Annotated in this window: 12 protein-coding genes; 7 read left to right on the forward strand and 5 right to left on the reverse strand. The window is 71.6% G+C overall.

Annotation, left to right across the window (positions count from 1 at the left end; all coding sequences use genetic code 11):
* The first annotated feature begins 17 nt into the window (after positions 1-17).
* A complete protein-coding gene (locus ACLLJJ_RS38985; protein WP_434599479.1) occupies positions 18-506 on the forward strand; it encodes a flavin reductase family protein in 489 nt (162 codons plus the stop codon).
* 40 nt (positions 507-546) lie between these two features.
* On the opposite strand, the gene ACLLJJ_RS38990 is transcribed toward ACLLJJ_RS38985, so the two are convergent.
* The 3 genes from ACLLJJ_RS38990 to ACLLJJ_RS39000 all read right to left on the reverse strand — a co-directional run bounded on the left by ACLLJJ_RS38990 (position 547) and on the right by ACLLJJ_RS39000 (position 3651).
* Complete coding sequence (locus ACLLJJ_RS38990) at positions 547-2913, reverse strand: phosphoketolase family protein (RefSeq protein WP_434599480.1); 2367 nt, start codon at positions 2911-2913, stop codon at positions 547-549.
* A gap of 82 nt (positions 2914-2995) precedes the next feature.
* Complete coding sequence (locus ACLLJJ_RS38995) at positions 2996-3313, reverse strand: hypothetical protein (RefSeq protein ID WP_434599481.1); 318 nt, start codon at positions 3311-3313, stop codon at positions 2996-2998.
* A 50-nt stretch (positions 3314-3363) separates the two neighbouring features.
* Positions 3364-3651: a WhiB family transcriptional regulator gene (locus tag ACLLJJ_RS39000; RefSeq protein ID WP_434599482.1), complete on the reverse strand. Its 288-nt coding sequence runs from the start codon at positions 3649-3651 to the stop codon at positions 3364-3366.
* Between the two features lie 324 nt (positions 3652-3975).
* Between ACLLJJ_RS39000 and ACLLJJ_RS39005 the strand changes: the two genes are divergently transcribed.
* The 3 genes from ACLLJJ_RS39005 to ACLLJJ_RS39015 are packed head-to-tail and all read left to right on the forward strand — an operon-like array spanning position 3976 to position 6280.
* Complete coding sequence (locus ACLLJJ_RS39005) at positions 3976-4656, forward strand: ABC transporter permease (protein WP_434599483.1); 681 nt, start codon at positions 3976-3978, stop codon at positions 4654-4656.
* Positions 4653-5327, forward strand: a complete 675-nt coding sequence (locus ACLLJJ_RS39010; protein ID WP_434599484.1) for an ABC transporter permease — start codon at positions 4653-4655, stop codon at positions 5325-5327. The genes ACLLJJ_RS39005 and ACLLJJ_RS39010 overlap by 4 nt, the downstream gene beginning before the upstream one ends.
* Positions 5324-6280, forward strand: a complete 957-nt coding sequence (locus tag ACLLJJ_RS39015) for an ABC transporter substrate-binding protein (protein ID WP_434599485.1) — start codon at positions 5324-5326, stop codon at positions 6278-6280. Before ACLLJJ_RS39010 ends, ACLLJJ_RS39015 begins: the two co-directional genes overlap by 4 nt.
* A 52-nt stretch (positions 6281-6332) precedes the next feature.
* Here the strand turns inward: ACLLJJ_RS39015 and ACLLJJ_RS39020 are convergent, their stop codons facing one another.
* The gene (locus tag ACLLJJ_RS39020) at positions 6333-7496 is read right to left on the reverse strand and encodes an ABC transporter ATP-binding protein (protein ID WP_434599486.1); all 1164 of its coding nucleotides are present in this window, start codon (positions 7494-7496) and stop codon (positions 6333-6335) included.
* A gap of 96 nt (positions 7497-7592) precedes the next feature.
* Between ACLLJJ_RS39020 and ACLLJJ_RS39025 the strand changes: the two genes are divergently transcribed.
* The 3 genes from ACLLJJ_RS39025 to ACLLJJ_RS39035 all read left to right on the forward strand — a co-directional run bounded on the left by ACLLJJ_RS39025 (position 7593) and on the right by ACLLJJ_RS39035 (position 10582).
* A complete protein-coding gene (locus ACLLJJ_RS39025) occupies positions 7593-8891 on the forward strand; it encodes an alpha/beta fold hydrolase (protein ID WP_434599487.1) in 1299 nt (432 codons plus the stop codon).
* Positions 8892-8955: 64 nt separating this feature from the next.
* The gene (locus tag ACLLJJ_RS39030; protein WP_434599489.1) at positions 8956-9696 is read left to right on the forward strand and encodes a PIG-L deacetylase family protein; all 741 of its coding nucleotides are present in this window, start codon (positions 8956-8958) and stop codon (positions 9694-9696) included.
* A gap of 52 nt (positions 9697-9748) precedes the next feature.
* Positions 9749-10582, forward strand: a complete 834-nt coding sequence (locus tag ACLLJJ_RS39035) for an enoyl-CoA hydratase/isomerase family protein (protein WP_434599490.1) — start codon at positions 9749-9751, stop codon at positions 10580-10582.
* A gap of 28 nt (positions 10583-10610) precedes the next feature.
* On the opposite strand, the gene ACLLJJ_RS39040 is transcribed toward ACLLJJ_RS39035, so the two are convergent.
* Entirely contained in the window at positions 10611-11525 is a 915-nt protein-coding gene (locus ACLLJJ_RS39040) for an SDR family oxidoreductase (protein WP_434599491.1), read from the reverse strand.
* Positions 11526-11682: the final 157 nt, after the last annotated feature.

The raw sequence follows: 11682 nt of genomic DNA on the forward strand, positions 1-11682 counted from the left end.
AGTGAGGAGCGCACGCAGTGGCGGACCTGGAAGGGTTCATCGATCGGTTGGACTACCCGGTCTACGTGGTGACCACGGCGGCTGCCGGGGAACAGGCCGGGTGCCTGGTGGGGTTCGCCTCCCAGTGCTCGATCGAACCCGTCCGGTTCATGATCTGGCTGTCCAGGGCCAACCGGACGCTTCGGGTGGCGCGGGCCGCCACCCACCTGGCTGTTCACCTGCTGGGACGGGAACAGCGGGCGCTGGCCGAGCTGTTCGGCGGTGAGAGCGGCGAGCGCATCGACAAGTTCGCCCGCGTGCCGTGGGCCTCGGGGAGCGGTGACGTCCCGGTACTGGCCGATGCCCCGGCCTGGTTCGTCGGCCGGATCGAGACGCTCGTCGACGGCGGCGACCACGTCGGATTTCTCCTGGACCCCGTCGCGGACGGAGAGCCGGGAGAGCGCGAGGGCGCCCTGCTGAGGCTGAGCGATGCCATCGACATCGAGCCGGGGCATCCGGTCGGCTGAGCAGCCGCCCGTTCGTGCCCGGGTGGTGCCGCCGCCCGCGTCAGCCGGTCCAGGTCCAGTCGGCGACTTCGGGCAGGTCCGTGCCGTGCTCGCGGATCCACGCGTGATGCCGGGTGCGGGCGTCGGCCATCGCCTGGCGCACGGGAGTGGCGCGGACCGCGAGGCCGGGGACACGGTCGATGACGTCCATGACCAGCCGGTACCGGTCGAGATCGTTGCGTACGACCATGTCGAACGGCGTGGTCGTGCTGCCCGACTCCTTGTAGCCGCGCACATGGAGGTTGCCGTGCCCGGTGCGCCGGTAGGCGAGGCGGTGCACCAGCCAGGGGTAGCCGTGGTACGCGAAGACGACCGGCTTGTCGGGGGTGAACAGGGCGTCGTACTCGGAATCGGGCATGCCGTGCGGGTGCTCGCCCTGCGGCATCAGGCGGGTCATGTCGACGACGTTGACGACCCGGACACCCAGCTGCGGAAGGTGCTCGCGGAGCAGTTGTGCCGCGGCGAGGGTCTCCTGGGTGGGCACGTCGCCCGCGCAGGCCAGCACGACGTCCGGCTCGCGCTCCGTGCTCTCGGTGCCCGCCCAGGTCCAGACGCCGACGCCGCGCGCGCAGTGGGCGCGGGCCTCGTCCAGGGTGAGCCAGTCGAAGCAGGGCTGCTTGCCCGCGACGATCACGTTGACGTAGTCGCGGGAGCGCAGGACGTGGTCGGCGACGGCGAGCAGGGTGTTCGCGTCCGGCGGCAGATACACGCGTACGACGTCGGGGCTTTTGTTGAGCACGTGGTCGACGAAACCGGGGTCCTGGTGGGAGAAACCATTGTGGTCCTGGCGCCAGACGTGACTGGTGAGCAGGTAGTTGAGGGATGGGACCGGGCGGCGCCAGGTCAGTTCGCGGGAGGTCTTCAGCCACTTGATGTGCTGGTTGACCATGGAGTCGACGATATGGACGAACGCCTCGTAGCAGGAGAACAGTCCGTGCCTGCCGGTGAGGTTGTAGCCCTCCAGCCAGCCCTGACAGGTGTGTTCGGAGAGGATCTCCATCACCCGGCCGTCGTGCGCGAGGTGTTCGTCGGTGGGCAGGGTCCGCGCCTGCCAGGCCTTGCCGGTGGCCTCGTACAGCGCGCCGAGGCGGTTGGACTCGGTCTCGTCGGGACCCACGACCCGGAAGTTCCGGCGCCCGGAGGTGTCGGCCATGATCTTCGCGAGCATGCCGCCGAGCACCCGGGTGGGTTCGTGGAGGACCGTGCCGGGCTTGTCGACGGGGACCGCGAAGTCCTCCAGAGGCGGGACGGGCAGGTCGCGCACGAGGGTCCCGCCGTTGGCGTGCGGGGTGGCGCCGAGCCTGCGGGCGCCCTGCGGGACACAGGCGAGCACCTGCGCGGTGGGGCGGCCGTCGGCGTCGAACAGCTCCTCGGGACGGTACGAACGCAGCCAGGCCTCCAGCTGCGCGAGATGCTCGGGGTTGTCCCGTACGCCCGACAGCGGCACCTGGTGCGCGCGCCAGGTGCCCTCCACGGGCTGGCCGTCGACCTCGGCCGGTCCCGTCCAGCCCTTCGGGGTCCGCAGCACGATCATGGGCCAGCGCTGCCGCTCGGTGACGCCCTCGTCCCGGGCGGCCCGCTGGATGCGCGCGATGCTGTCCAGCGCGGTGTCCATCGCATCGGCCATGGCGCGGTGCACGGCGAACGGCTCGTCGCCGTCGACAAGGATCGGCTCGTGACCGTAGCCGCGCAGCAGCGCGTCGAGTTCGCCCGGGGACAGCCGGGCGAGCACCGTCGGGTTGGCGATCTTGTAGCCGTTGAGGTGCAGGATCGGCAGTACGGCGCCGTCGTGCACCGGGTCGAGGAATTTGTTGGAGTGCCAGGACGCGGCGAGCGGACCGGTTTCGGCCTCCCCGTCACCGATCACGCACGCGACCAGGAGGTCCGGGTTGTCGAAGGCGGCGCCGTAGGCGTGCGAGAGCGAGTAGCCGAGCTCACCGCCCTCGTGGATCGAACCGGGCGTCTCCGGCGCGACATGGCTGGGCACCCCGCCGGGGAACGAGAACTGCCGGAACAGCCGCTCCATGCCTGCCCGGTCCCGGCTCACGTCCGGGTACGTCTCGGAGTACGTGCCCTCCAGCCAGGAGTTGGCCAGCACCGCGGGGCCACCGTGCCCGGGACCCCAGACACACAGCGTGTCCTGGTCGCGGTCTCGCACGATGCGGTTGAGGTGGGTGTGCACCAGGTTGAGGCCGGGCGAGGTGCCCCAGTGGCCCAGCAGCCGCTCCTTGATGTGCTCCGGCCGCAGCGGCTCCGCCATCAGGGGATTGGTCATCAGGTAGATCTGGCCGACGGCCAGATAGTTCGCGGCGCGCCAGTGCGCGTCGAGCTCGGCCAGCAGGTCGTCGGTCACGGTCTCTCCTCGCACAGCCCTGTGTCCTGTCCTGACGCTCCCACCTTCCGACACGCTCACGGCAGACGCCCAGCGGGCGGTCGGCGTGATCGCACCGTCAGTCGGGTGTCTCCTCCTCGGCCGGATCAGCGACCTGCACCGCGCTGTCCTCGCTCTCCTCCTCGGCGGGGGCCTTCGCGCCGCCGTTCTTCACGACCGGGAGGGACGGGGCGTTCGTCCCGGCGTCCGGGAGGTCGCGCCCGACCGGCTCCTCGGCGGCCCCGGTGCCGGGGCCGACCGGCGTCTCGAACTCTCCCGGGGGCCCCTGGCCGTCCTGGGGCTCCCGCTCCCCGGTAGCCCCGGTCTCCGGCTCCTGGCCCTGCTGCCGCGCCCGGGGGGCGCCGTCACGCCGTTCCTCGTCGTTGCTGTCACTCATGGCTGTCCTCACTGGTCGTAGTGACCGGTCGCGGCGACCGGTCATGGCACTCAATGGCTGGGGGACCGTGTCTCCCGGCCGGCGCCCCGCCGGCCCCGGCCGCCGGCGCCCTCGCGGCGGCGGATGGCGGCCCGCTCACGTTCGCAGGTGCCGCCCCAGATGCCGGACGTCTGCCCGGTGGTGAGGGCCCAGTGCAGGCATTCCTGCTTCACCGGGCATCCCGCGCACACCGCCTTGGCCTGCTGCCGCTGCTCGGCCCCCGGACCCTCGGCGCTGACCGGAAAGAACAACTCCGGATCCTCGTCGGTGCACGCCGCACGCTCGATCCACGACTCCATCACTGGTCACTCCCGTCGGTCGGCTTTTGTCCATGTTGTGTCCCCGGCGGGTGACCACTCAAGGCGACGTTCAAACGGGTAGCGGCCGATTCGTCCAGTCGGGGGGCGTACGCACCCACTCTCCGCCGGGCCGCGAGAACCCCCGCACGGACGCGACCGGGACGGTGTCCGCCCCGGTGGGCGGCCACCCGCGCGGTGCCGTGACCGGGCGGGCACCGCCGCCGTGCCCCGATTTTCGCCGGCCCGGCCGTCCCCCGCACCGCATCCCCCCGAACAGTCCACCAATACGCGCGCTCCGCCCCCGCTGCGGGCTGCAATGGACGGGTGACCGCGCCCCCGGACGACTGCCTCGCGCGCAATGAGTGGATCTGCGGTGAATACATCTCCTCGCGCGGCGAAATCCTGCTGGACGCCGTGGTCCAGCACCTCCAGCTGACCGTCGTCTCCGTACTCCTGGGCCTGGTGCTCGCCGTACCGCTGGCCATCGCGGCGCGCCGCTGGCGCTGGGCTTCGGGACCCGTGCTCAGCCTGACGACCGTCCTCTACACGATTCCCTCGCTCGCGATGTTCTCGCTGCTGCTGCCGGTGTACGGGCTCTCCGCCTCCCTCGTCATCGCCGGGCTCGTCCTCTACTCGCTCACCCTGCTCGTACGCAACATCCTCGCCGGGCTGCGCGCGGTCCCCGAGGACACTCGCCAGGCGGCCCGCGGCATGGGATACGGGCCCGTGCGGCTGCTGCTCGCCGTCGAGCTCCCGCTCGCGCTGCCCGCCGCCATGGCGGGCCTGCGCATCGCCACCGTCTCCGCCGTCTCCCTGGTCACCATCGGCGCGATCGTCGGACACGGCGGCCTCGGCAACCTCATCTACGCGGGCATGAACACGTACTTCAAGGCGCAGGTCCTCACCGCTTCCGTCCTGTGCGTCCTCGTCGCCATCGCCGCCGACCTGCTGCTTCTCGGCGTACAGCGGCTGCTCACCCCCTGGCTGAGGGAGGCCCGCGCATGAACACGCTCTCCGCCGCCTGGGACTGGATCACCAGCTCCGCCAACTGGGCGGGTGAGGGCGGCATCTGGCACCGGCTCGGCGAACACCTCTTCCTGACCGTGGTGTGCCTGCTGATCAGCTGCCTGATCGCGCTGCCCGTCGCCCTCGTGCTCGGCCACCTCGGCAAGGGCGGCGCACTCGCCGTCAACATCTCCAACGTCGGGCGGGCCGTTCCCACCTTCGCCGTCCTTGTGCTGCTGCTGCTCACTCCGATCGGCAGGCACGGCGACTGGCCGACGATCATCGCGCTGGTGCTCTTCGCCGTGCCGCCGCTGCTCACCAACACCTACGTCGGCATGCGCGGGGTCGACCGGGACACCGTCCGGGCGGCCCGCGGCATGGGCATGACCGGCGGTCAGCTGCTGCGGCGGGTGGAGCTGCCCCTCGCCCTCCCGCTGATCCTCACCGGAGTGCGTATCGCCGCCGTGCAGCTGGTCGCCACCGCGACCGTCGCGGCGCTCGCCGGTGGCGGCGGCCTCGGCCGGATCATCACCGCGGGCTTCAACCTGGCGAGCACCCCGCAGGTGGTGGCGGGCGCCGTGCTGGTGGCGGTCTTCGCGCTGCTGGTGGAGGGACTGTTCGAGATCGCCGAACGGCTGTCACCGCGGTGGGCGAGAGGCAGGGCGCAATGAGAAGCCCCCTGCACGCCGCCGCCGCGGCGCTGCTGCTCGCCGCTGCCGCCACCGCCTGCTCGACCGGTCCCGCCCTGGAAAGCCGGGGCGAGGTCACCGCGCCGCCCGGCGACAGCCGCCAGTTGACCATCGGCTCCGCCGGCTTCACCGAGAGCGACCTGCTGGCGCAGATGTACGCGCTGCTCCTGGACCGGGCCGGTTACCGGACGACGATCCTGTCCGTCACCAACCGCGAGTTGTACGAACCGGCCCTGGAGAACGGCCAGATCGATGTCGTCCCCGAATACGCCGCCACCTTCGCGGACTGGCTGAACGCCAAGGTCAACGGGGCCGACGCCAAGCCCGTCGGCTCGCCCGACCTCGACGCCACCATGACCGCGCTGCGGAAACTGGCCGCCCCGCGCGGCCTCACCGTCCTCGCCCCGGGCCGCGCCGTCGACCAGAACGCCTTCGCTGTCACGGCCGCGTACGCCGCCGAGCACCACCTGAAGACCCTCTCGGATCTCGGAAAGTCCGGGCTGCCGGTACGGCTCGCCGCGGGTGACGAGTGCGTACAGCGCCCGTACTGCGAGCCGGGTCTGAAGAAGACGTACGGCATCGACATCACCGCCGTCGACCCGAAGGGTGTCGGCACCACCCCCGCCAAGCAGGCCGTCCAGAGCGGCCAGGACCAGATGGTCCTCACCACGACGACCGACGCGACACTCGACGAATTCGGCCTGGTCCTGCTCAAGGACGACAAGTCGCTGCAGAACGCCGACTACATCGTGCCGGTCGTCAACCGCTCGCGCGCCGGATCCACCGGGGTCACCGGCGCCCTGGACAAGCTCAACACCGTGCTGACGACGGCGGACCTGGCGTCGCTCAACGAGCAGGTGGACAGCTGGCGCAGGCTCCCCGAGGACGTCGCCCGGGAGTACCTGAAGTCGAAGAAGCTGATCCCGGCGGACTGAGGCGGACCGGTCCCGGCGGACCGGGGCGCGGCGCGTTGCGCCCGTACGGGCGCTACGCGTCCGCCACCGAGTCGAATTCCACCTGGTCGCGCGGCACGCCCTGGGCGTCCGCGTCGACCGACCGGCGCAGCGCCTCGTGCAGCTTCGCCGGGGTCAGTACGCCGACGAACCGTGCCCCGTCCAGCACCGCGACCCAGCCCGCGTCGTACTGCAGCATCTCGCTGAAGGCGTGCTTGAGGGGTGCGCCGACCGGTACCCAGGCGTCCATCCGGCGGGCCAGGTCCCCCACCGTGCCGTCCTGCCCGGCGAGGGTGAGTTCCTCGGTGGACACCCAGCCGTGCAGATTGCCGCCGAGGGTGAGCACCACGGCCCACCGGGCGCCGTCGGCGCGCAGCCGCGACGCCGCGACGCCGGCCGGCTCCTCCAGCCGGGCCACCGGCGGCTGTTCCAGGTCGTCGGGCTCGACCCGGGTGACGGAGAGGCGTTTGAGTCCCCGGTCGGCGCCCACGAACTGCGCCACATACGGCGTGGCCGGTGCGCCGAGGACCGTGGCCGGGGTGTCGAACTGTTCGATGCGCCCTTCGCCGTACACGGCGATGCGATCGCCCATCCGCACCGCCTCCTCGATGTCGTGGGTGACCAGCAGGACGGTCTTGCGGACCGTCGCCTGGAGGTTGAGGAACTCGTCCTGGAGGCGTTCGCGGACCACCGGGTCGACCGCGCCGAAGGGTTCGTCCATCAGGAGGACGGGCGGATCGGCCGCCAGCGCACGGGCGACACCGACGCGCTGGCGCTGCCCGCCGGACAACTGGTCCGGATAGCGCGAGCCGTAGAGCGACGGATCGAGCCCGACCAGGTCGAGCAGCTCGGCCGCGCGCGCCCTGGCCCTGGCCTTCTTCCAGCCGGTGAGGAAGGGGACGGTGGCGGTGTTGTCGAGGACGGTGCGGTGCGGGAAGAGGCCCACCTGCTGGATGACGTAACCGATGCGGCGGCGCAGTTTCACCGGGTCCACGCCCGCGATGTCCTCGCCGTCCACGAGGATCCGGCCGGAGGTCGGCTCGATCAGCCGGTTCACCATCATCATGGTGGTCGACTTGCCGCAGCCCGAGGGGCCCACGAGGGTGACCAGCTCGCCCTCGGCCACCTCGAAGGACAGGTCGTGCACGGCTGCGGTGCCGTCCGGATACACCTTGCTGACCTGCTCGAACCGGATCATGTACGCCACGCTAGAAGCGCCGGGGCCTTCTCGCACATGGGCCGCGACTGTATGAGTGTGCTGAACTGTTCAGGAGTGATCAAAAAGGGAGCAGAGTTGATTAGTTATCGCCAGCCCGGCACCGTCCTCACTGACCACACTTTCTCCGTGCCGCTCGATCACGCGGACCCCTCGGGGGAGCGCATCGAGCTCTTCGCACGCGAGGTCGTGGCGAGCTCCCAGGCCGACGCGGATCTGCCGTGGCTGGTCTATCTGGAAGGCGGCCCCGGCTTCGGCGCCCGGCGCTTCGTCGGACAGCAGGCCTGGCTGGGACGCGCCCTCCAGGAATTCCGGGTCCTGCTCGTCGACCAGCGCGGCACCGGGCGCTCCACCCCCGCCAACCGGCAGACCCTGCCACTGCGCGGCGGACCGCGCGAACAGGCCGACTACCTCGCGCACTTCCGCGCCGACGCGATCGTCCGGGACTGCGAGACCATCCGCCCCCGCCTGACCGGCGGTGCGCCCTGGACCGTGCTCGGCCAGAGCTTCGGCGGTTTCTGCGCCGTCCACTACCTCAGCGCCGCCCCCGAAGGGCTGCGTAGGGTCCTCATCACCGGCGGGCTGCCCTCGCTCCACGCACGCGTGGAGGACGTCTACCGCGCCGCGTTCGTCCGCATCGAGCGCAAGAACGCGGCCCACTACGCGCGCTACCCCCAGGACATCGAGCGGGCCGCGCGGATCGCCGCCCACTTGGCCGAGCACGAGACGGAGCTGCCCGGCGGCTACAGGCTCACCCCGGAGGCATTCCAGTCGCTCGGCATTCTGCTCGGCGCGGGCGACGGCAGCCACCGCCTGCATTACCTCCTGGAGAACGCCTTCCTGCGCACCCCGCAGGGGCCCGCGCCCAGTGACGCCTTCCTGGAGGCGGTCCATGCGGAGCTGTCCTACGCGGGCCACCCGCTGTACGCGGTCCTGCACGAGGCGATTTACGCGCAGGGCGCACGCCCCACCGCCTGGGGCGCCGAGCGGGCCCGCGCCGAATTCCCGCAGTTCGACGCCGCCGCGACACTCGCCGGGACCCGGCCCCTGCTCTTCAGCGGCGAGAGCATCCACCCCTGGCACTTCGACTGTGACCCGGCGCTGCGCCCGCTGCGCGAGACCGCCGGGCTCCTCGCCGACCGCACCGACTGGCCCGCCCTGTACGACGCGGACCGGCTCGCCGCCAATGAGGTGCCGGTGGCCGCCGCGATCTACCACGACGACATGTACGTCGACACCGAGCACGCGCTGGCCACCGCCCGGTCCATCAAGGGGCTGCGCACCTGGGTCACCGACGAGTACGAGCACGACGGGCTGCGCGCGAGTGGACCGCGGGTTCTCGACCGGCTGCTGGCCCTCGCCCGCGGTGACGGGTGACGGGCGCCGGACGAAGGGCGGCGGGAGACGGGCCGAACGGTCCCCTCTCGCCTACTCTGCGCGCATGACGACCGAACAGCTTCAGCCGATGCCCTCCGACTGGCAGCGCGCCCTGGCCGTTGTCGCGCACCCGGACGACCTGGAATACGGGTGCGCCGGAGCCGTCGCGGGATGGACCGACGCGGGCCGCGAGGTGACGTACCTCCTCGCCACCCGCGGCGAGGCCGGGATCGACAGCGTGGCACCCGACAGGAGCGGACCGCTGCGCGAGCAGGAGCAGCGGGCGAGCGCGGCGGTCGTCGGGGTCAACGCGGTCGAGTTCCTCGACCACAAGGACGGCGTGATCGAGTACGGGACCGCGCTGCGCCGCGACATCGCCGCAGCCATCCGCAAGTACCGTCCCGAACTCGTCATCACCCTCAACCACCGCGAAACCTGGGGCGGCCTCGGTGGCCCCTGGAACACGCCGGACCACCAGGCTGTGGGCCGTGCGGTCCTCGATGCCGCGGGGGACGCCGGCAACCGCTGGATCTTCCCCGAGCTGACGGCGCAGGGCCTCGCCCCGTGGGACGGCGTGCGTTGGGTCGCCGTCGCGGGCACGGCCACACCCACGCACGCCGTGGACGCGACCGCCGGACTCGAACGCTCGGTACGCTCCCTGCTGGAACACCGCACATATATCGAGGCGTTGACCGACGAGGATCCCGAGACGTACTGCCGGACCTTCCTCACCGGGAACGCGCAGCAGGCGGCGGAGCGCTTCGGCGGGAAGCCCGCCGTCACCTTCGAGGTCTTCAACCGCTGAGCCCCGACCCGTATTCTGACGCAACGTCAGATTCAGCGGAGGGGGTACGGCGATGATCGACACGATCGGCACGGAGGTCGCCCGGGGTGAGGAGCGGATGCGCCTCGACATCGAGGACGGCATCGCCACCCTCACCCTCTGCCGGCCGGAGAAACTCAACGCCTGGAGCTGGGAGTCCACCCGCCAGCTGGGGCTGATGGCGGACCGGATCCGCTTCGACTCCGCGGTGCGGGTGGTGCTGCTGCGCGCCGAGGGGCGGGCCTTCTGCGCGGGCATCGACTTCACCGCGCCGGGCGGCGCGATCACCGGCCGTTCGACGGCCGAGCGGACCCACAACTATCACGAGGGCCTGCGCTGGGCACACGAGAGATTCGCCGCCTTCGCCCGGCTCCCGCAGCCCGTCGTCGCCGCCGTGCAGGGCTACTGCCTGGGCTTCGGCTTCGAGCTCGCCCTGATGGCCGATCTGCGCATCGCCGCGGACGACGCCGTCTGCGCACTGCCCGAGGCGCGGCTCGGGGTCGCGGTCGACGCGGGAGGCGACCTGCGGATCGCGCGTGACGCGGGTGCGGGCTGGGCCAAGCTCCTGGCGCTGACCGGGCGCCGTATCGACGCGGCGACGGCCGAACGGCTGGGGCTGCTCCAGTCCGTCGTCCCCGTCGGCGAACTGGAGAAGTCCGCCCGCGGCGTCGCGGCGGAGATCGCGGCGAACGCACCGCTCGCCGTCCAGGGCATCAAGCGTTCCATCGACGAGTACGCCGACGCGGCGATGGCGGGCGCGCTGGAGCGCGGGGCGATGACGGCGGCCCTCACCCTCGCGTCCGAGGACGCGCGCGAGGGCTACGCGGCGAAGGCGGCCCGCCGGAAGGCGGTCTTCGAGGGCAAGTGAGTGCGGTGGGCAACCCCGCCAACCCCGCCTATCCCGCCCCTTCGCCGAACGCCCCGCGGCCCAGCTGCTCGCGCACCGTCACCACCGGGGGGCTCACCAGGGCGCGGCGCTGCCAGTTGGCGCCGTCGACGACCAGTGTGTGACCCGTGATGAACCTCGCGTACGGGGAGGCGAGGAAGGTCGCGGCCCAGCCCACCTCGCGAGGCAGGCCCACTCGGAGCGCGGGCTGGCGGCCGGCCTTCTCCCGCTGCCGGTCGAGGTGGCCGCGGATGTCGTCGGTCATGTCCTCGTGCGGGACGAGTCCCGGCACCAGGCCGTTGACCTGGATGCCGTAGGGGCCCCACTCCACAGCCAGCGTCTCGACGAGGCTTTTCACGCCGGCCTTGGCGGCGGCGCTGTGCGCGAAGCCGGGGCCGCCCGTCCAGGCGTACGAAGCACCGATGTTGACGACGGAACCGGGTGTCCCGGCCGCCAGGTGGCGGCGGGCGAACTCGCGGGTCATGAACCAGGTGCCGGTGAGAGTGATGTCCACGACCGCACGCCACGCGTTCGGCGACATGTCCTCCGCCGGTACGGGAAAGTTGGCCGCCGCGTTGTTGACGAGGACGTCCGGCAGCCCCGACGCGGCCGTGGCCGCGTCGAAGACCTCGGCGATCCGCTCAGGGTCCCGGATGTCGCACTCCGCGGTCATGACCCGGCCGCCGCCGACGGCCACCAGCTCGTCCTGAGCGGCCGTCAGGTGCTCGGCCGTGCGGCTCGCGATCACCAGACCGGCCCCAAGCCGCGCGAACTCCGCCGCGATGGCCTTGCCCAGACCGGTCCCACCGCCCGTGACCAGGACCGTGCTGCCGTCGTACGTACCGGGCGGCAGCGCGCTCGCGCCCACCGGTGGAGGGCCCGGCAGCCCGGTGGGGAGCGCGTGCGTCTTCTCTGGCTCTGTCATGGCCGTATCGATACCGCTATCCGGCCGAAAGTTGAATGCTCCCGCCGAATCGTCCGTAATCGCCGCGCGTGCCATTGACAGTCTGTCAGGCGCCTGATGGATTCTGTGGAGTTGTGATGCGCGAATGACCACGGTGCTCAATGGGATCCCTGGAGGA

The organism is Streptomyces sp. A5-4 (assembly GCF_051131715.1).
Lineage (GTDB): Bacteria > Actinomycetota > Actinomycetes > Streptomycetales > Streptomycetaceae > Streptomyces.